The following is a 20,095-nucleotide window of genomic DNA, read 5'->3' as shown; positions in this document are numbered from 1 at the left end:
GAGCCGCGGGGTCGGGTTAAATAGGCACGTTCATCGAAGGAGGCCTCATGCCCAGACCCCGCATACCCCGTCTTATCTGTGGCCAGCCGGCCCATCCCTGCTTCAAGCCAAGTGGCACGCCCCTTAGCCAACTGGAACGGGTCACCCTGGCCGATGACGAGTACGAGGCCTTGCGGCTGGTGGATCTGCAGGGAATGCAGCAGCAGGATGCCGCCGTGGCCATGGGGGTTTCACGCCAGACCCTGGCCAACATGCTCAAGAGCGCCCGCTTCAAGGTGGTGAGCTGTCTCTCCGAGGGCAAGGCCCTGATGATGCAGCGCCAGGAGAGTGAACCAGACCCGCTCTGAGATGGACTTGCCCGCATCAAGCGGCCATGCTTTCATAACCGAGCCAACTCGAGGGAAACCCCATGAACGAGATCGTCCATCAGCAGGATCAACGCCAGTTTATCTGTATCGTCGATGGCCAGGAGTCGCGGCTGCGTTACCGCCGTATTGACGGGCAGACGGTGGAGGCCTTCAACACCTTCGTTCCCCCCGAGGCCCGCAGCGCCGGTGTTGCCGACCAGCTGGCCCGCGCCTTCTACAACTGGACCCAGAGCGAGGGACTCAAGATAGTGCCCACTTGCAGCTATATCGAGGTGTGGCTCAGTCGTTATGCCAAGCAGTAAGCTCGTCACGCTCACCCGAGACCTGCTGCTCGCCTCCCCCTTGCATCTGGAGTGTCTGCGGGTGGCTCGCACCCTGGCCCTGCCCGACTGGTATCTGGGTGCCGGCTTTGTGCGAAACCTGATTTGGGATCACCTGCACCATAACGCCATCGCCACCCCCCTCAAGGATATCGATCTCATCTATCTCGACCCCAGCGACCCCGAGGGACGGCGTGAGGCCGAGTATGAGGCCCATGCTCGCACCCTCTTGCCCACGGAACACTGGGAGGTGCGTAACCAGGCGCGGATGCACCATCGTCAGGGCGTGCCCCCCTTCGCGAGCAGTCTCGATGCCCTCGCCCACTGGGTCGAGCTGCCCACCTGCATCGGCGCCCGGCTGGAGCAGGACGATAGCCTGACCCTGGTGGCCCCCCATGGCATCGCCCACAACTGGAGCCTGGACGTGGCGCCCAACCCCCTCTGCCGCCAGGATCCCGCCGTTTTCACCGCGCGGGTCACAGAAAAACGCTGGCAGGCACTGTGGCCAAACTTGCAGATCCTCTGGCCCGCCCAGTGAGGGCAGCATTGCATTTCTGTTACATCTTTAGGCACACTTGAAAAAGCTGTAGTTTCAAAGGGTTCACTATGCGCGATTTCTTCTCTCTGGCCCGCTGGATGCCTGGCCTCGCCGCCTTGCTGCGTTACGAGCGCAGCTGGCTCGCCCCCGATCTTCGCGCAGGTCTCTCGGTGGCTGCGGTCGCCCTGCCGGTCGCCATCGCCTACGCCGAGCTGACCGGCGTCGGTGCCGTGGTGGGGCTCTACTCCTGCATCCTGCCGATGATGGTGTACGCCCTGTTTGGCACCTCACGCCAGCTCATCGTCGGGCCCGACGCCGCCACCTGCGCCGTCATCGCCGCCGTGGTGACCCCGCTGGCCGCCGGGGACCCCACCAAGCACTGGCAGCTGGTGATGACCATGACCGCCATGACCGGCGTCTGGTGCCTGGTGGCCAGCCGCTTCAAGCTGGGGGTGCTGGCCGACTTCCTGTCGCGCCCCATCCTGATGGGGCTGCTCAACGGCGTGGCCATCACCATCATGGTGGGACAACTTTCCAAGATCTTCGGCTTCACCTTCAGCGACAAGTACCTCATCGAGCGACTGGCGGGCAGCCTGGGTTATCTGGCCCAAAGCCATCTGCCGACCCTGGCCATGAGTTTTTTCACCCTGCTGTTGCTGCTCGTCTGCCGGCGGCTGCGCCCGCACTGGCCGGCGACCATGCTGGCCCTGGCCGGTGCCGGCCTGCTGGTGTGGGCGGGGACGCTCGGACAGTTTGGGATCAAGACCATAGGCCAGGTCCCCTCCGGCATTCCCGACTTGCAGATGCCCGAGTTTCCCCCCGGCCTGCTGCGCGAGCTGGTGCTGCCTGCCCTCAACCTCGCCATGGTAAGCTTCGTCTCCATGATGCTCACCGCCCGCAGCTTCGCCGCCAAGAACGGCTATGAGATAGACGCCGATCAGGAGTTTCGGGCGCTGGGGCTCGCCAACCTCGCCGCCGCTGTCTCTCAGGGATTTGCCATCAGCGGGGCCGACTCGCGCACCGCGGTCAACGACGCCAACGGCGGCAAGAGTCAGCTGGTCTCTCTCATCGCCGCCGCCATCATAGCCCTGGTCACCTTTACCCTGACCGAGCCGTTACAGTACATCCCCACCGCGGCGCTCGGGGTGGTGCTGGTGATGGCCTCCCTGTCACTGACCGACTTTCGCGGCCTATGGGCCCTGCGCCATTCAGACCGTTCCGCCTTCTGGCTGGCGCTCACCACCTTCCTCAGCGTGCTCACCATGGGGGTCATCCCCGGCATCACCCTGGCGGTGCTGCTCGGCTTGTTCCAGTTCCTGCGCAACGTGATGCGCCCGACCGATCAGCTGCTCGGCACCGATGACGATGGGGTGGTGCGAACCATAGGAAACAACGAGCAGGTCAAGGGGGTGCCCGGCATCCTGGTCTATCGCTTCAACTCGCCGCTCACCTACTTCAATGCCCCCTACTTCAAGCGGCGGGTGTTGGCGCTGCTGGTACAGGATCCCCACAGCCCCCGCTGCCTGGTGATCGATGCGGTGGCCTGCTTCACCCATCAGGACATCAGCGTCATGAGCATGGTCGGCGAACTGCACCTGGAGCTGAAGCGGCGCGGCATCCACATGGTGATGGCGGGCCGCCACGGTCAGCTGAGCCACTGGTTCCGCCAGGCCGGGGTGCGTGTGGGCGAGGATGGGATCCTGCTCTGCCCCGATATCTATCAGGCCCTGCGCATGACCCGCTGCTACCGCTCTGCCGAGGAGGAGCTGCCTCTGGCCGAGCGAGATCCCGAGCAGGAGGAGCGCGAGGTGAGTCTGGCCACCACGATTGCGTGACCCGGGCCCTTGGTGTTAAATGGCGCACCGTGGGCGGCCCTACCGGTCGCCCCGTAGCCGTGGAACACCGATGCAACACCATTCCGAGCGGGGCCCGGGAACCCTCTTCTCCCTCACCTGGCCTCTCTTTATCGATCTCGCCCTGCACTTTCTGACCGGGGCCCTCAACACCTTCATGGTGGGACACGTCTCCTACCGTGGCGTCGCGGCCCTGGCGGTCGGCAACCAGGTGTTTGACCTCGCCATCACCCTGTTTAGCTTCGTCAGCATAGGGACCAGCGTGGTGATCACCCAGTATCTCGGCGCCGGTGACAGGGAGAAGGCCCGCGTGGTGATCCACACCGCCATCGCCTTCAACCTGCTGGTGGGGCTGGTGGCCGCCCTGGGGGTCATGGGTGGCGCCGGCCCCCTGCTGGCCATGATGAACCTACCCCCCGATCTGATGGGGGACGGCATGCTCTACCTGCAGATCATCGGCCTGTGTCTGCTGCCCGAGGCGGCGGCCCTCTGTCTGGCCGCCACCCTGCGCGCCCACGGCCACACCCGGGAGGCCATGTACGTCACCCTGCTGGTCAACCTCATCACCTTCGCCGGCAATCTGCTGCTGCTCTACGGCTGGTTCGGCCTGCCCGAGATGGGGGTCGCCGGCGTGGCCATCAGCACGGTCGTCGGCCGCCTGGTCGGGGTGGTCCTGCTGATCTGGCTGGTGGCCCGCAAAACCGGCATCCGCCTCATCCCGCGCGACATCCTGCAACCAAGCCGGGCCATGCTCGACAAGGTGCTGCACATCGGCCTGCCCGCCGCCGGCGAGAACCTCTCCTGGATGCTGCAATTCATGGTGGTCACCGCCTTTGTCGGCCTGCTCGGTGACAAGGCACTGGCGACCCACTCCTACTTCTTCCAGATCTGCCTGTTTATCCTGCTGTTTGGCCTCTCCATCGGCCTGGGTAACGAGATCATCATCGGCCATCTGGCCGGCGCCCGGCAGTTCGAGCGCGCCTATGGGCAGCTGCTCAAGAGCCTAAAGCTGGGCCTTATCGTCACCTGTCTCATCGCGCTGGCCGCCGCCCTCAGCGGGCGTCAGCTGATCGGTCTCTTTACCGACGACCCGGATATCGTCAACCAGGTGGCGCAACTCTTTCTGGTGAGCCTCATCCTCGAGCCGGGGCGCACCTTCAACCTGGTGGTGATCAACGCCCTGCGCGCCACCGGGGATGCCCGTTTCCCTCTGCTCATGGGTCTTATCTCCATGTGGGGGATTGCCGTGCCTCTGGCCTATTTCCTCGGTATCATGCTGGGTCATGGACTGGTCGGCATCTGGCTGGCACTGGCCTGCGACGAGTGGGTTCGCGGCCTGGCCATGTACTGGCGCTGGCGCAGCCGCCGCTGGCAAAACAAACTCTTGGTGGAATCATGATGCGAAACCCGATTAAGACTCTCTTCGGCCTGCTGCTGGCCACTCTGCTGCTGGGCCAACCGGCCCAGGCGGCCACCTGGTATCTGGCGCCGATCCAGACCGACGCCAACGCCCCCGAGCAGGCGGCGCTGACCAAGGAGTTCACCAACCAGCTCATCAAGGCGATCAAGATCAACGAGTACCAGGTGGGCAAACCGCTCGGCAAGGAGCAGAAACAGCCCAAGTGGGTACTGCGCACCCGGCTCATCAATGCCAGCGATGCGCCTCTGGCCGGCAAGAAGCATCCTCAGGGCATGACCTACGGCAAGGGCGAGCCGACCAGAGAGATTGTCGGTGAGCTGCTGCGGGACGGCGTGTTAGTGGCCCATATGGGTCAAGGATGGCGCGAGCCCATGGCCCCCAATACCCCGATCGCCGAGAAGATCACCGTGGTCAACTGGCGCTATGCCATCGGCAGTGAGGCCAAGGCGGCCGATCTCGAGGAGCTGGCCGCCCAACTCTGCTTCGAGGCGGGCAAGGTGATCGCTCGCGACGGCAAGCCGCTGCCCGAGCGCAAGAAGAAAGAGAAAAAAGAGAGCTAACGAGAAGGGGCGCCATGGCGCCCCTTCCTCTTTGACCACCCCAACTACCTTCACTCCTCTTAAGTCTCTCTTAAGACAGGCTTGTCATCCTCACGCCATAGTCCCAGTGAGGAGCTCCCCATGGCTTCAGAGATCCAGGCCCCCTATCGCCTCGTTATCGCCAGCAACAGCGACGAGGTAGGCCGTTTTCAGCATTACATTCAGGCGGCCTATCGCCGCGAGTTCGGCGCCACCATTCCCCATTTTCTGCCCATCCTGCTCGGCCTCTATCGGGCCGACGGTACCCTGGCCGGTGCCTGCGGCCTGAGCCTGGCCACCACCCCCCTCTACCTTGAGCGCTACCTCGATGCCCCCATCGAGACGGTGATCGCCGAGCACCTCGGCGTTACGCCCCACCGCGACAGGTTGATCGAAGTGGGTAACTTCGCCTGCGCCGAGCCGGGCCACGCCCGCATCATGTTTGCAGCCCTGTGCAGACTGTTGTGCGAGAACGCCCTCGATTATGTGGTCTTCACCGGTACGGCGCGCCTTCGTAACAGCTTTGCCCGGTTGCAGCTAAACCCGATCGAACTCGCCACGGCCCTGCCCGAGCGGGTGGGTGAGGATGCCCACGCCTGGGGTCACTACTACCACTGCAAGCCCAAGGTGATGGTCGGCGATCTCGGCCTCGGTCGCCGGGTGCTGGCCAATCACTCCCTGCTGCTGGGTCTGTTTGACCCCATGCCGGCCCTCTTCCCCCTGGCCAGGAGTGCCCTCTCATGACCCTGCTGACCCAGATCCGGGCCACCGCACTGGCCCATCCCGATCGCATCGCCCTGTGCGGTGGTGGCCAGAGCCTCACCTACCGTCAGCTGGAGCAAGGGATCACCACCCTGGCCGAGGCACTGAGCCGGGCGGGGGTGCGCCGCCTGGCCATCGCCCTCGACAACGGCCTGCCCTGGGCCCTGATCGATCTCGCCTGTCTGCAGGCCGGCATACTGTCGATACCGGTCCCGGGCTTCTTCTCAAAGAGCCAGCAGGCCTGGCTGCTCGAGAGCAGCGGTGCCGATGCCCTGGCGGTGAGCGGCGCTCAAGCCGAGTCGCAGCTCACCGAGCATGGGGCCGACTGGCGGCTCGAGCCGTGCGAGGGCTATCACCTGCTGCGCCGGACCATCTCGGCCCCAGCGGTGCCTGACGGCACGGCCAAGATCACCTACACCTCGGGCACCACGGGCCAACCCAAGGGGGTCTGCCTCTCCCAATCCTTGCTGGAGGCGGTCTGCGCCTCCCTGGCCGGTCGGGTCGCCCCGAGCGGGGTGGTGCGCCACCTCACCCTGCTGCCGCTGACCACCCTGCTGGAGAACCTCACCGGCCTCTATGTGCCGCTGCTGATGGGGGCCCAGAGCACGCTACCGTCACTGAGTGACGTGGGTTTTACCGGCTCCAGCACCCTGGACCCGAGCCGTTTCGCCGCCCTGCTGATGCAAGAGCGCCCCCATAGCCTGGTGCTGGTGCCAGAACTCTTGCGCCTGCTGGTCGGGTTGTGTCGCCAGCAGCCGGCGCTCGCCAGCCATCTGGCCGAGAGCCTGCGCTTCGTGGCCGTCGGCGGCGGCAAGGTCTCCCCTGCCCTGCTGATGTCGGCGCGCCAACTTGGACTCCCGGTCTATGAGGGGTATGGCCTCTCCGAATGCGGCTCTGTGGTCGCCTTGAGCGAGCCGGGTTGCGATCGCATCGGCAGCGTCGGCCGGGTGCTCCGCCACTGCCGCGTCACCCTGGCACCCGATGGGGAGGTGCTGGTCGAAGGCGCCGCCATGTTGGGCTATCTGGGGGAGCCGCCCCAGCGCGGCCCCATCGCCACCGGGGATCTGGGGCAGCTGGATGAAGAGGGCTTTCTCTCCATCACGGGGCGCAAGAAGAACGTGCAGATCACCGCCTTTGGCCGCAACTTCTCCCCCGAATGGATCGAGGCCGAGGCCCAGCTTGAACCCGCCATCGCCCGCTGCGTGGTCTTCGGCGATGGGCTCACCCACAACGTGGCCCTGCTGCAACCCATGCCCGGCATGGAGAGCGCACTGCCACTGCAGGTGGAGCGACTCAACCAGCGTCTGCCCGACTATGCCCGTATTCATCACTGGTTTGTGGCCCCTCTCACCGAGGCAGCCGGACTGCTGACCGCCAACGGTCGACCGCGCCGGGAGCAGATCTTCGCCACCTACCGCACCCGAATCGAACAACTCTGCCAAGGAGAGACACTGTGAGCTTCTATCAAACCCTGCAAACCGAGACCGCCAGCGAGCGCGAGTACCTGCTCAGCGCCCCCGTGATCCAAGCCTGCCAACGCGGCGAGATCACCAGCCACACCTACATCGCCTTCCTCACCCAGGCCTACTATCACGTGCGTCATACCGTCCCCCTGCTGATGGCGACCGGCGGCCGCCTGCCTCAGGAGTACGAGTGGGTGCGCGCCGCCATTGCCGAGTACATCGATGAGGAGTATGGCCATCAGGAGTGGATCTTGAATGACATCCGGGCCTGCGGCGGGGATGCCGAGGCGCTGCGCGGCGGAACCCCCTGCCTGCCGATAGAGCTGATGGTCGCCTTCCTCTACGACCAGATCCAGCGGGGCAATCCCATGGGATTTTTCGGCATGGTCCAGGTGCTGGAGGGAACCAGCGTCGCCATCGCCCTGACCGTGGCCGATCAGCTCAAGCAGGGGCTGGCGCTGCCGGCCCAGGCCATGAGCTACCTGAGCTCCCACGGGGCGCTGGACCAGGAGCACCTGAAGTTCTTCGAAGGGCTGATGAACCGGGTCGAGAGCCCGGCCGATCGGAATGCCATCGTCCACAGTGCGCGGGTAGTCTATCGCCTCTACGGGGATATGCTGCGTACCCTGCTGCCCCAGGCCTAAGGAGCACCCGATGAATCTCGATGGCAAACGAGTTTTGCTCACCGGCGCCAGCGGCGGCATCGGTGAGGCACTGGCGCAACAACTGGCCGAGCGCGGCGCCCACCTGCTGCTGCATGGTCGCCGCGAGGCCCCCCTCAAGCAGCTTAGGGAGCGCCTCCCCCATCCCGAACGCCACCAGTGGCTCTGCGCCGATCTGGCCCACGGCTACCGCCAGCTGGCCCAGGATCCGCTGCTGGGAAGCGGCATCGACATCCTCATCAACAACGCCGGCACCAACCACTTCGCCTGGCTGGAGGATCAGAGCGAGGAGCAGATAAGGGCCCAGTTCGAACTCAACGCCCTGGCCCCCATGCTGCTGACCCGCCTGCTGTTACCCAGGCTGCGCCGCCCCGGCATAGTGATGAACATAGGCTCCAGCTTCGGCGCGATCGGCTACCCGGGTTACAGCGCCTACTGCGCCAGCAAGTTTGCCCTGCGTGGCTTCTCAGAAGCCCTGGGGCGAGAGCTGGAGGGGAGCGGCATCCGGGTGCTCCACTTTGCCCCGCGCGCCACCCGCACCCACCTCAATACCCCCGAGGTGTACGCCATGAATGCGGCCCTCGGCACCCAAACCGACAGCCCGCAGGAGGTCGCCGAGCTCGCCATCGAGAGCCTGGAGCAAGAGCGTCTACGCACCTGGGTCGGCTGGCCCGAGAAACTCTTTGTTCGCCTCAACGCCCTGCTGCCTGGCCTGGTCGACAAGGCATTGGCCAAGCAACATGCCACCATCTCCCGTTTCGCCCACACCCTCTTTCACAAGGAAGGTTGACCATGAAGATGCTTCTTCTCGCCGCCCTGGCGGCCACTCCGGCCTTCGCCGCCGACCCTCTCGCCGACATCCAGTCCGCCTGGGCCGTCTGTCAGTATCAGACCCCGGAGAAACAGAAAGAGTCGTGCTTTGAGTCCTTAAGCCAGCGCGCCGACGCGGCCAGTGGCAAGGAGGCCTTTCGCACCGACCTGCTGATCTGGTCGGCCATCGTCAAGAGCACCTGGGCCGGCGCCAAGGGGGGGCTCGGCGCCCTGCCCCTGGTCAAGGAGGCCAAGGCCCGCCTCGAGATCGCCCTCAAGCAGGATGCCAGGGCGCTCGACGGCTCGGCTTATACCAGCCTGGGCTCGCTCTACTATCAGGTGCCCGGCTGGCCCATCGGCTTTGGCGATGACGACAAGGCGGACGAGCTGCTCAAGCAGGCGCTCGCCATCAATCCGACCGGCATCGACCCCAACTACTTCTATGGCGACTTCCTGCTCGAGAAGGGGAAGAAGGCCGAGGCCAAGCGCTATCTTGAGAAGGCACTGGCCGCCCCGGCCCGACCGGGGCGGGAGCTGGCCGACGAGGGGCGACGCGGCGAGATCAAGGCCAGACTGGCCAAACTCTGACCACCCGGGCCCCGCCCACTGGAGCCACTCCCCCGGGCGGGGCATACTGGAACCCGAATAGCCGAACGAGGGGAGTGAGGATGCGCATTCTGTTGGTAGAAGATGATGTGATGCTGGGCGAGGGGATGCAGGATGCCCTCAAGGGGGCCGGCCATACGGTGGATTGGCTCACCACTGGGCTACCAGCCCTCACCACCTTGCAGTGCGAGGAGTTTGCCGCCCTCATTCTCGACCTCAACCTGCCCGACATCGACGGCATCAGTCTGCTGCGCCGTCTGCGTCGAGAGGGACACACCCTGCCGGTGCTGATCCTCACCGCCCGCGATGCCCTGGACGACAGGGTACAGGGGCTCGATGCCGGAGCCGACGACTACCTCACCAAACCCTTCGCCCTGCCCGAACTGGAGGCACGGCTGCGCGCCCTGCTGCGGCGCAGCCAGGGTCAGGCCCAGCCCATGCTGGAGTATGGCGAGGTGATCCTCTACCCGGACGCCCAGCAGGTCACCTATCAGGGAGAGGTGGTGCGCCTCACCCCCCATGAGTACCGACTGCTCTATGAGCTGATGACTCAGACCGGGCGGGTGCTGAGCCGGGATCAGCTGCACCAGCGGCTCTATGGCTGGGATGAGGGGGCCGAGAGCAATGCGGTGGAGGTACACATCCACCACCTGCGCAAGAAGCTCTTTCCCGAGTTGATCCGGACCCTGCGTGGGGTCGGCTACATAGTCCCGCGCCTGGAGTCACTCTCTTGACCCAGGTCCGTCACTCCCTGCGCCGCTTCCTGCTGAGCGCCGTCCTGCTGCTGGTGAGTGCCAGCCTGACCATCAGCGCCCTGCTCGGCTACCTCTCCGCCAGCCATGAGATGGAGGAGCTGTTCGATGCCCGCCTGGCCCAGTCGGCCCGCATCACGGAGAAGCTGCTGCTCGGCTATCTGGCCCAGTTACCCGATCATCGCGCCCAGGGGGCCATCTATGAGGAGTGGGAGCTGCAGCACGCCCCCACCAATGAACCGCCGCAAAAAGAAGGCGATGACGAGTACACCCCCTATGGACACGACTTCGAGCGCAATCTCTCGTTCCAGCTTATCGCCGACGACGGAGAGCTGATGCTGCGCTCCCCGAGTGCCCCCGAGCGCCCGCTCGGTGCGCTGGAGCCCGGCTTTAGCCAACGCCAGGAGGGCCCGCACACCTGGCGCTCCTTCACCCTGCACAATGCCCAGCAGGGCACCTGGCTCATCGTCGCCGAGCGCGATGACGAGCGGGGAGAGCTGGCGGGCAAGATAGCCACCGTCTCCATGCTGCCCCTCATCATCACCCTGCCCCTGCTGCTGGCACTGCTCTGGTGGCTGATGACCCGGGGCCTGGCACCCCTCACCGAGCTGACCCGCGAGATTGGGCAACGCCATCCGGCCAACCTGACGCCGCTCGCGATCCCCTCCCCCCCCAAGGAGGTCGCCCTGCTGATGGGTGAGCTCAACCGCCTGATGCACACCCTGCAGGAGACCCTGGCCAGGGAGCGGCAATTTACCGACGAGGCCGCCCACGAGCTACGCACCCCGCTGGCGGTGCTGCGCCTCTATAGCGACAATGCCCTGGCCGCCGGAGACGAGCAGAGCCGGCGCCACGCCCTCGGCAAGATGGTGAGCGCCCTGGATCGCTGCGATCGGCTGCTGCGCCAGCTGCTCACCCAGGCCCGACTCGACAACCGCCAGCAGATCGAGGCCAGCCCCATGCGGCTCGATGAATGCGTGCGCGAGGCCATCGCCAACCTGGCGCCCCTCGCCTTGCAAAAAGATCTGCAGATCTCCCTCGAGGTGGTCGACCGGGTCACCCTCAAGGGGCAGGAGACGCTGCTCGAGATCCTCTTTGCCAACCTCATCGATAATGCCCTTCGCTACACCCCCTGTGGCGGCACCATAGAGGTGAGGGTCGAGCGCGAGGGAACCCAGGCGGTCGTCCATATCTGCGACAACGGCCCCGGTGTGCCAGAGGCTCTGCTGCCGCGTCTGAGCGAGCGTTTCTTTCGGGTCAATCCCCAGGAGGGGAACGGCGTCGGTCTGGGGCTGGCCATAGTACGCCGCATCGCCCGCCTGCACGAGGCCGACATCAGCGTGCACAATCGCCCCCAAGGGGGGCTCCAGGTGAGCGTCTACTTCGGCCATCTGCTCGATAACGACGCCCCTGCGACCCCTGTATGACAATTTGTGGTTAAAGTGATGACGGTCACGTTACGGGGGGAATAGATAGGCTAGTTTGGACTCATACCCACCAAGAAAGGAGGCGACATGTTTCCAGAGTACCGTGACCTTATCTCCCGGCTGAAAACCACCAATGCCCACTTTCAGAGGAAATTTGATCTGCACAATCAGCTGGATGACGAGATCAAGCAACTGGAAAAAGAGTACGCAAGCGACGATCAGGTTCGTGAACTGAAGAAGAAAAAGCTGAAACTCAAAGAAGATCTCTACGAGATCCTGCAAGACTACCAAGCGCGAGATACGTCACTCCAGTGACGCCATCGACCAGAGCGACCCGGGCATGGCCCGGGTCGCTGTTTTTTATGGGCCAATCAGTGCCATGAAACGGGGCCCCGCAGGGCCCCTTCTTACTCTGGTGCAACCATCACAGCACCGGATGGAACTGCTCGGCCGACCGGGTCGCCATCTCCTCATAGATGGACCACTTCTGCCAGGCCACCTGCTGGGCGATCGCCATCATCCGCTCGGCCTCTTGTGGATGGCTCTGGGCCAGCACCCGATAGCGGGTCTCCTGCTCCCGGTAGGTGCTAAGGGGGATGCTCGGGCGCAGGCTGTCGAGGCTGAAGGGGTTGTGGCCCGAGCCACGCAGCACAGGGTTATAGCGCATCAGGGGCCAGTGACCCGAATCGACCGCCCGTTTCTGCTGCGCCAGCCCCTGCTCCATGTCGATGCCATGAGCGATACAGTGGCTGTAGGCGATGATGAGGGACGGCCCGGGATAGGCCTCGGCCTCGCGCAGGGCCTGCAAGGCCTGCTGGGGATGAGCCCCGAAGGCGATGCGCGCCACATAGACGTTGCCGTAGGCGATGGCCTGCAGGGCCACGTCCTTCTTGGCCAGGGTCTTGCCGCCGGCGGCAAACTTGGCAACCGCCCCCAGCGGCGTGGACTTGGACATCTGCCCCCCGGTGTTGGAGTAGACCTCGGTGTCCATCACCAGCACGTTGACATCACGCCCGGAGGCCAGCACGTGATCGAGCCCGGCCGAGCCGATGTCATAGGCCCAGCCATCCCCCCCCACGATCCAGACCGAGCGGCGCACCAGCTGATCGAGCAGCGACAGCAGGGCCAATCCGGCCTCGTCGGGGTGCTCGCCCAGCCGCTCACGCACCCTGGCGAGGCGCTGACGCTGGTCGCGGATCTCGGACTCCAGGCGCTGGGGCGCGCCGAGAATGGCGGCCACCGCCTCCTCACCCAGCGTCGGGGCCATGATCCGCAGGGCCTGCTCAGCCTGGCGCCTGTGCTGGTCGGCACTCAGGCGCAAGCCGAAACCAAACTCGGCGTTGTCCTCAAACAGAGAGTTGGACCAGGCCGGCCCCTTCCCCTCACCGTTCTGGCTCCAGGGGGTGGTGGGCAGGTTGCCCCCGTAGATGGAAGAGCAGCCGGTCGCGTTGGCCACCAGCATGCGATCGCCGAAGAGCTGGGTGAGCAGACGCAGGTAGGGGGTCTCGCCGCAGCCGGCACAGGCGCCGGAGAACTCGAACAGGGGCTCGAGGAACTGCACCCCGCGCACGGTGGAGAAATCCACCTTGTCCCGCTCTGGCCAGGGGAGCGATTCAAACCAGGTGAGCCCCTCCTTCTCGGCCTCGAGGTGCGCGCGCATCTCCTCCATCACGATGGCCCGCTCGCCGCCTTCGGCGCGTACCGGACACGCCTGGACACAGAGGCCGCAGCCGGTGCAATCCTCCGGATAGACCTGCAGGGTGTAGCGGCTATCGGGGAAGCCCCGCGCCGTGACCGGAACCGAGCGCGCCGCCGCGGGCGCCCTGGCGAGCCACTTGGCGTGGTAGAACTTGGCGCGCAGGGCCGCATGGGGACAGACGAAGGAGCAGTTACCGCACTGAATACAGAGATCGGCGCGCCAGATGGGGATCTCCCGGGCAATTGCCCGCTTCTCCACCCGGCTGGTGCCGGTGGGATAAGTGCCGTCACAGGGCAGCAGGGAGACGGGGATGCGATCCCCCTGACCCGCCAGCATGGGGCCGGTCACCCGCTCCAGGAAGGCGCGCCCCTCCTGGCTCACCCCCTCGGGCAGGGCCATGGGCTGTGGATAGGGGGACTCCCTCTCCTCCCCCTGTTCGGGCCAGGGAATGGGATAGAGCTCGGCCAGGGTCGCATCGACCGCCGCGAAGTTGCGCTCGACCACCGCCTCCCCCTTCTTGGCATAACTCTTGGCGATGCTCTTCTTGATCAGCGCAATGGCCTCCTCCCTGGGGAGGACGCCGGCGAGGGCGAAGAAGCAAGTCTGCATGATGGTGTTGATGCGCTTGCCCATGCCGGTCTGCTCGCTGACCCGATCCGCATCGATGGCCCACAGGGCGATCCTCTTGTCGCGGATACGAGCGCGCAGGCGCGCCGGAAGCTGCTGCCAGAGTTGATCTCTCGGCCAGGGGGCATTGAGCAGCAGGGTGGCACCGGGTGCCGCGTGCTCGAGCAGATCGACGCTCTCGACGAAGGACCACTGATGGCAGGCGATGAAGCTGGCCGCCTCGATGAGCCAGGGGGCATCGATGGGATCGGGGCCGAAGCGCAGGTGGGAGACGGTGCGCGATCCCGACTTCTTGGAGTCGTAGACAAAATAACCCTGGGCGTGCAGATCGCCCCCCTCCCCGATGATCTTGATGCTGTTCTTGTTGGCCCCGACCGTGCCGTCGGCCCCGAGGCCATAGAAGAGCGCCTGCACCCGGTTGGCCGGCTCCAGATTGGGCAGGGTCGGCACCGTCAGACTCAGTCCGGTCACGTCATCAAGGATCCCCACGGTAAAGCGCGGGCGTGGGGTGGGCTCGCGCAATTCGTTGAAGATGGCCAACCCCATGGCCGGGGTGAACTCCTTGGAGGAGAGGCCATAACGCCCTCCCGAGAGCCAGGGCAGCGCCCCGATAAGCCCCCGCTGCAAGGCATCGATGAGCGCGCTCTGCACGTCGAGCAGCAGCGGCTCGCCGCCGGCCCCCGCCTCCTTGGTGCGATCGAGCACGGCGATGCGCCGCACCGTCTTGGGCAGCGCCGCGATGAGGGCGACGCTCGGGAAGGGCCGATAGAGGCGCACCTGCAGCACCCCCGTCTTGCCCCCCCGGGCGTTGAGCCAGTCGCTGGCGACGCGAGCAGCCGCCACCCCCGAGCCCATCAGGATCACCACCTCGCTGGCATCCGGCGCCCCCCGATACTCCACCAGCCGGTAGGGTCGACCTGTGTGACGGGCGAGCTCGTCCATCGCCTGCTGCACCCGGGCCGGCACCGCCTCGTAGAAGGGATTGACGCTCTCACGCCCCTGGAAATAGGTGTCGGGATTCTGCGCCGTGCCGCGCATCACTGGCCTGTCCGGGTTGAGGGCGCGCGCCCTGTGGCTGCGGATCCAGTCGTCATCGATCATGGCCCGAATGGTCGCCTTATCGATGGCCGCTATCTTGTTCACCTCGTGGGAGGTACGAAAACCGTCGAAGAAGTGAATGAAGGGGACGCGGCACTGAAGGGTGGCCACGTGGGCGACCAGGGCGAGATCCTGGGCCTCCTGTACGCTGGCTGAGGCCAGCATGGCAAAGCCGGTGGTGCGCGCCGCCATCACATCCTGGTGGTCGCCGAAGATGGAGAGCCCCTGCGCCGCCAAGGCACGAGCCGCCACATGGAACACCGCCGGAGTAAGCTCCCCCGCAATCTTGTACATGTTGGGCAGCATCAGCATCAGCCCCTGGCTGGCGGTGAAGGTGGTGGCGAGCGCCCCCCCTTGCAGGGCGCCATGCACCGAGCCGGCGGCGCCCCCTTCGCTCTGCATCTCCACCACGGTCGGCACGTTGCCCCACAGGTTAGTCTGCCCCTCGTCGGCCCAGGCATCCGCCAGCTCCGCCATGGTGGAGCTGGGGGTGATGGGATAGATGGCGCAGATCTCGCTTAGCTGGTACGCAATCCGGGCGGCGGCCTCGTTGCCGTCCACCATGATCATCTGGTCGCTCATCTGGCCTCCTCCATCTCGATGGCATTGCACGGGCACTGATCGTGGCAGGCGCTGCAACCGGTGCAGCGGGCCGGATCGACCCGGTAACCGAGCCCGGCCCCCAGCTTCTCGATCGCCTGCTCGGGGCAGCTGCCGTAACAGCCGTCACACTCGAAGCAGTTGCCACATGAGTAGCATCGGCTCGCCTCATAACGGGCCTCGCCGGCCGAGAGCCCGCCCACAATCTCGCTAAAGTCCCGACGCACCTCTGCCGCCATCACGGGCTGATCGCTGGCCGGCGCCCGGGTCTGGAACCACAGGTGCAACCCTTCATGACCGATCAGGGGGTGCGAGGGCGGTTTCTGGTAATGCTCACCACGCAGCCAGGCATCCATGTGGCGCGCCGCCTTCTTGCCGTGGCCGGTGGCGATGGTGACGGTGCGCTGTGAGGGAACCATGTCCCCCCCTGCAAAGAGCCCGGGCACGTCCGTCATCAGGCTCTCTCCCACCTGCACCACCCCCTCCTGGTTGACCCGAACTCCCGGTATGGTCTCGAGCACGGTCAGATCCACCTCCTGCCCTAACGCCAGGATGAGGGAGTCGGCCTCCAGGGTCTCGATGCGGCCGGTGGGGACCGGCCTCCCCCCCTCATCCAGGGTCATCTCCTCCACCTCGATGCGACTCTCGTCCATGTGACGGATCGAGCGCAGCCAGTTGATCTTGATCCCCTCCTCCTCGGCCTCATCGGCCTCGAAGGCGTGGGCCGGCATATGCTCCCGGTCGCGCCGGTAGATGATCATCGCCTCCTCGGCACCGAGGCGGCGGGCGGTGCGCGCCGCATCCATCGCCGTGTTGCCACCCCCGTAGATGGCGACCCGGCGCCCCAGCTTGGGCGGCGGCAGCCCCTGCTCGACACTGAGGCTTGCCTGCTCGAGGAAGCTCACCGCATCGAGGATCCGCCCCGCCTCCCGGGCCGGGATATCGACCCGCTTGGCGAGATGGGCCCCGATGGCGATGAAGACGGCGTCGAAGCCCCCCTCGTCGCGCTCGCGCAGCACATCCTCCACCTTGTGGTTGAGAGTCAGCGTCACGCCGGCCTGCACCAGCCGGGCGACTTCGCCATCGAGTACCTCCCGGGGCAGGCGATAGGCCGGGATACCGAAGCGCAGCATGCCGCCGGCCAGGGGCCCCGCCTCGCGGATCTCCACCCGATGGCCGAGGCGATTGAGATGCCAGGCGCAGGAGAGGCCGGAGGGGCCGGCGCCGACGATCAGCACCCGCTTGCCGCCGGAGCAAGAGACCGGCGCCGGGCGCCACCCCAGACGCAGCGCCTCATCCCCGAGAAAACGCTCGATAGCGTGGATGGAGACGGCCTCGTCGACGGCGGCGCGGTTGCAGCCGCTTTCGCAGGGGTGATAACAGACCCGGCCATGGATGGCGGGAAAGGGGTTCTCTTCGATGAGCCGCCGCCAGGCGGCCTCGAAGTGGCCGGACTGGGCGAGCGACAGCCAGGCCTGAATGTTCTCTCCGGCCGGGCAGGCGTGGTTGCAGGGGGGCAGCGCCGGGCGCCAGACAGGCACCCGACTGCGCACCGGACCCGTGCCCGTCTTGCGGGAGAGATCCGGTGGCGATGTCATATCCAGTGGTCTGCTCATAACATTGCTTTCTGCTTGTGGGTGAACCAACCGCCCTGTGCACTTGAAACCGGATCACCCTGAGTGGCCGGTGGCAGGCGGGGAAAAGCAAAAGCGTTAAAAACTGGAACTGGCTCCAGTGTGAGGCAAACGTTTAAACCAGGATGCAATCCAGATCAAAAAAGACGCAATCAGGTCAGGGTTTATCCAGCTCATATTGACCAGAGCGGGAAGCCAACAGCATCTGCTCCAGCTCACCGCTCTCACGCAAGGCCTTCAGGCCGTGGTTGAAGCGGGCGATGAGCTCGGCGGCGTCGGGGCGCTTGCGGCTGATGAGCAGATGCCCCTCGACCCTCATCACCGGCTTGCCATGGGTGGTGAAGAGATCCACTGTACTCGCCGGATAAAACTGACGCAGGGAGTAGAAGCCCACGTCCAGATTCTCGAGGGTGAGATCGGCACGCCCCGAGAGGATGAGATCGAAGCTCTGACGCAACCGGGTCACAAACTGAACGTTGAGGGGCACCGACTTGACCGCCTTGTAGAAGGCCTCGTTGTAGGTGTAACCGCTGATGGCCACCAGGGCGCGATGGGCCAGATCCGGGTAGTCCTGCCACTCGACTGGCGCCGACTTGAGGTAGAACCAGACATACGTCTCGGCCAGAATCGGATCGCTGTAGAGGTGGGTCTTGCGCCGCTCGGCCGATTCGTACCAGTGGGCGGTACCATCGACCACCCCTTCCTCGGAGAGACGATAGGCCCGCTTCCAGGGATAGAAGTCAAAGTGGACGCGGATCCCCTCTTTGGCAAAGGCGCGAGTGATGATGTGGGGGATCAGCCCCTGATACTTGAGCCGCTCCGAGCAGTAGGGTGGGTACTCTCCGGTGCTCAGCACCAGCGAGGTGGCGCCGTAACAGGTACAGCTCCACAGCAACAACCACAGAAAGAGCGCTCTCATACTCCACCTCCTCGTCAGCCCCTACAAACATAGACCCAGAACGGTCGATGGAGTCCAGATAGCGAAACCGGTATGCTCGGGGCTGCATACGAGCAAGGAGCCTGCCATGATCACCCTCACCGCCCTACACCTCTACCCCGTCAAATCCTGTGCCGCGCTCTCGCCGGATCACGCCAGGGTGACGCCGGAGGGACTGGCGGGCGATCGCCGCTACATGGTGGTCCACCCCGATGGCCGCTTTATCACGGCCAGAACGCATCCCAGATTGCAGCAGATCCGCGCCACTGCGTCAGAGGCAGGGCTCAGCCTGGAGCATGAGGGGGAGCCCCTCCTGCGCCTTGCCGAAACCGACTTTGAACGCGCCCCCTTCGCTACCCGGGTCTGGAGCGACGACTTCAGCGCCTTCACCACCACGGCCGAGGCCGATGCCTGGATAAGCCGCGTGCTCGGCGAGCCGGCTCGCCTGCTGTGGCTCGGCGCCGTCTCCGGTCGCTACCGGGAGAAGATCGGCACCCGGGTCAGCTTCGCCGACGCCTATCCGTTGCTGCTCATCTCAGAAGCCTCTCTGAGCGATCTCAACCTGAGATCCGATGCACTGCACCGCATGAGTCAGTTTCGCACCAATCTGGTAGTGAGCGGCACGACGCCGTTTGCCGAGGATGGCTGGGAGCGCATCCGCATCGGCGAGGTGGAGTTTCGCGTGGCCACCCCGTGTAGCCGCTGCGTCATGACCACGATCGAGCCGGGCAGCGAGCGCTTTAATCCCCTCAAGGAGCCGCTCGCCACCTTGAGTCGTTATCGCAGCGGCGAAGGGGGTGACGTCTACTTCGGCATGAATCTCATCGCCCTGAACGAGGGCACCATCGAAGTGGGCGCCCCCATCGAGGTGCTGGAGCGCCGTCGTCCGGCCCACTACCCGAATGCCGCCCCGGCGCGTCGCCGCCTGCGCTGCGTGGCACGCGAGCCGCTGGCGCGGGATCTCGAGACCTTCTGGCTGGAGGCCGACGATGACCTGCCCCTGCCCGACTACCTGCCAGGCCAGCACCTGCCGATCGCCATCGACCTGGACGGCCAGCGCATCCTGCGCCGCTACACCCTGAGTTCCAGCCCGTCGCGCCCGGATCGCCTCGCCATCAGCGTCAAACGCCTCGAGGAGGGCCGTGCCTCCCCCTGGCTGCACCAGGAGTTGCAAGTGGGGCAGACCCTGCTCGCCCACGCACCCGAGGGGCAGTTTCACCTGGGCGGGCGACGCAAGCTGCTGCTGCTGTCGGCCGGCTCCGGGGTCACCCCCATGCTCTCCATGGCGCGCTTCCTGGCCGACCGGGATGAGCTTGGCGAGGTGCATTTCCTGCACCAGTGCCGCAGCGAGGTCGACATCCCGGCTCGCGACGAGCTGTTGGCCCTGCGCCAGGCGGGCATGCAACTGCAGCTGGTGCTAAGCCGCCCCGACGCCCACTGGCAGGGACACAGCGGCCACCTCAGCCGCGAGCTGCTGGCGACCGTGCCGGAGATCGAGGCGCGGGACGTCTACCTGTGTGGCCCCAGCGGCTTCATGCAGCTGGCGCAGGGCTGGCTCGAAGCGCTCGGTGTGCCGGCCGAGCGGCTGCATCACGAGTCATTCGGTGGTCCCCTCATTGGGGGGACGCGAGAGCCTAAGCCGGTACGGATCCGGGTCGGTGAGCGGGAGTTTCTCGGCAACAACCAGGGGGCCCTGCTCGAGCAGGCGGGCAAACAGGGGATAGAGATCCCCTGGTCGTGCCGCGCTGGCCTGTGCGGAAGCTGCCGCTGCACCCTGCTGGAGGGAGAGGTGGATCACCCGGCAGCGCCGGCGCTGGACGAAGCGGCCCGGGCTCGCGGCGAGATCCTCGCCTGCTGCGCCGTGCCGCTGACCGACCTGGTGGTCGCCCCGCGCTAAGGCGCGGGCAAACAAAAAGGGCTGGATCACTCCAGCCCTTTTTT

Annotated in this window: 18 protein-coding genes; 15 read left to right on the top strand and 3 right to left on the bottom strand. The window is 65.6% G+C overall.

Going from position 1 to position 20,095, the window contains the following annotated elements; translation table 11 throughout:
• The first annotated feature begins 47 nt into the window (after positions 1-47).
• From BN1121_RS10530 to BN1121_RS10465, 14 genes are all read left to right on the top strand, one after another.
• On the top strand, positions 48-347 hold the full coding sequence (locus tag BN1121_RS10530) for a DUF134 domain-containing protein (RefSeq protein ID WP_005346770.1): 300 nt from the start codon (positions 48-50) through the stop codon (positions 345-347).
• Positions 348-409: 62 nt separating this feature from the next.
• On the top strand, positions 410-670 hold the full coding sequence (locus BN1121_RS10525) for a GNAT family N-acetyltransferase (protein ID WP_005346769.1): 261 nt from the start codon (positions 410-412) through the stop codon (positions 668-670).
• Positions 657-1,226: a nucleotidyltransferase family protein gene (locus BN1121_RS10520; RefSeq protein ID WP_005346767.1), complete on the top strand. Its 570-nt coding sequence runs from the start codon at positions 657-659 to the stop codon at positions 1,224-1,226. Before BN1121_RS10525 ends, BN1121_RS10520 begins: the two co-directional genes overlap by 14 nt.
• Positions 1,227-1,294: 68 nt before the next feature.
• Positions 1,295-3,061 (top strand): SulP family inorganic anion transporter, encoded by a 1,767-nt coding sequence (locus BN1121_RS10515; RefSeq protein WP_005346764.1) that lies wholly within the window; start codon positions 1,295-1,297, stop codon positions 3,059-3,061.
• A 70-nt stretch (positions 3,062-3,131) separates the two neighbouring features.
• Positions 3,132-4,478, top strand: a complete 1,347-nt coding sequence (locus tag BN1121_RS10510) for an MATE family efflux transporter (RefSeq protein WP_005346761.1) — start codon at positions 3,132-3,134, stop codon at positions 4,476-4,478.
• Positions 4,478-5,059, top strand: a complete 582-nt coding sequence (locus tag BN1121_RS10505) for a hypothetical protein (protein WP_005346758.1) — start codon at positions 4,478-4,480, stop codon at positions 5,057-5,059. The genes BN1121_RS10510 and BN1121_RS10505 overlap by 1 nt, the downstream gene beginning before the upstream one ends.
• A 120-nt stretch (positions 5,060-5,179) precedes the next feature.
• On the top strand, positions 5,180-5,821 hold the full coding sequence (locus BN1121_RS10500) for a thermostable hemolysin (RefSeq protein ID WP_005346755.1): 642 nt from the start codon (positions 5,180-5,182) through the stop codon (positions 5,819-5,821).
• Positions 5,818-7,296 carry an AMP-binding protein gene (locus tag BN1121_RS10495; RefSeq protein WP_005346751.1) on the top strand — a complete coding sequence of 493 codons (1,479 nt, stop codon included), beginning with the start codon at positions 5,818-5,820 and terminating at the stop codon, positions 7,294-7,296. The genes BN1121_RS10500 and BN1121_RS10495 overlap by 4 nt, the downstream gene beginning before the upstream one ends.
• On the top strand, positions 7,293-7,946 hold the full coding sequence (locus BN1121_RS10490; RefSeq protein ID WP_005346748.1) for an iron-containing redox enzyme family protein: 654 nt from the start codon (positions 7,293-7,295) through the stop codon (positions 7,944-7,946). The genes BN1121_RS10495 and BN1121_RS10490 overlap by 4 nt, the downstream gene beginning before the upstream one ends.
• A 10-nt stretch (positions 7,947-7,956) precedes the next feature.
• Positions 7,957-8,754, top strand: a complete 798-nt coding sequence (locus BN1121_RS10485; RefSeq protein ID WP_005346746.1) for an SDR family oxidoreductase — start codon at positions 7,957-7,959, stop codon at positions 8,752-8,754.
• A 2-nt stretch (positions 8,755-8,756) separates the two neighbouring features.
• The gene (locus BN1121_RS10480; protein ID WP_005346744.1) at positions 8,757-9,362 is read left to right on the top strand and encodes a tetratricopeptide repeat protein; all 606 of its coding nucleotides are present in this window, start codon (positions 8,757-8,759) and stop codon (positions 9,360-9,362) included.
• Positions 9,363-9,442: 80 nt separating this feature from the next.
• Positions 9,443-10,114, top strand: coding sequence for a response regulator (locus BN1121_RS10475; protein ID WP_005346742.1), 672 nt, complete (start codon positions 9,443-9,445; stop codon positions 10,112-10,114).
• On the top strand, positions 10,111-11,559 hold the full coding sequence (locus tag BN1121_RS10470) for an ATP-binding protein (protein ID WP_005346741.1): 1,449 nt from the start codon (positions 10,111-10,113) through the stop codon (positions 11,557-11,559). The genes BN1121_RS10475 and BN1121_RS10470 overlap by 4 nt, the downstream gene beginning before the upstream one ends.
• An 87-nt stretch (positions 11,560-11,646) precedes the next feature.
• Positions 11,647-11,874, top strand: coding sequence for an HP1242/YdcH family protein (locus BN1121_RS10465; RefSeq protein ID WP_005346739.1), 228 nt, complete (start codon positions 11,647-11,649; stop codon positions 11,872-11,874).
• A gap of 109 nt (positions 11,875-11,983) precedes the next feature.
• On the opposite strand, the gene nifJ is transcribed toward BN1121_RS10465, so the two are convergent.
• The 3 genes from nifJ to BN1121_RS10450 form a co-directional block, all read right to left on the bottom strand.
• The gene (gene nifJ, locus BN1121_RS10460; protein WP_005346738.1) at positions 11,984-15,565 is read right to left on the bottom strand and encodes a pyruvate:ferredoxin (flavodoxin) oxidoreductase; all 3,582 of its coding nucleotides are present in this window, start codon (positions 15,563-15,565) and stop codon (positions 11,984-11,986) included.
• A complete protein-coding gene (locus BN1121_RS10455) occupies positions 15,562-17,199 on the bottom strand; it encodes an NAD(P)-binding protein (RefSeq protein ID WP_043597781.1) in 1,638 nt (545 codons plus the stop codon). The genes nifJ and BN1121_RS10455 overlap by 4 nt, the downstream gene beginning before the upstream one ends.
• A 175-nt stretch (positions 17,200-17,374) precedes the next feature.
• The gene (locus BN1121_RS10450) at positions 17,375-18,136 is read right to left on the bottom strand and encodes a substrate-binding periplasmic protein (protein ID WP_005346735.1); all 762 of its coding nucleotides are present in this window, start codon (positions 18,134-18,136) and stop codon (positions 17,375-17,377) included.
• A gap of 106 nt (positions 18,137-18,242) precedes the next feature.
• Between BN1121_RS10450 and BN1121_RS10445 the strand changes: the two genes are divergently transcribed.
• A complete protein-coding gene (locus tag BN1121_RS10445) occupies positions 18,243-20,051 on the top strand; it encodes a hybrid-cluster NAD(P)-dependent oxidoreductase (RefSeq protein ID WP_005346734.1) in 1,809 nt (602 codons plus the stop codon).
• Positions 20,052-20,095 lie beyond the last annotated feature (44 nt).

The organism is Aeromonas diversa CDC 2478-85, assembly GCF_000819805.1.
In the GTDB taxonomy this organism is placed as follows: domain Bacteria; phylum Pseudomonadota; class Gammaproteobacteria; order Enterobacterales; family Aeromonadaceae; genus Aeromonas; species Aeromonas diversa.
Note: the sequence above shows the minus strand (reverse complement) of the source record. Positions and strands in the feature narration are given on the sequence as shown.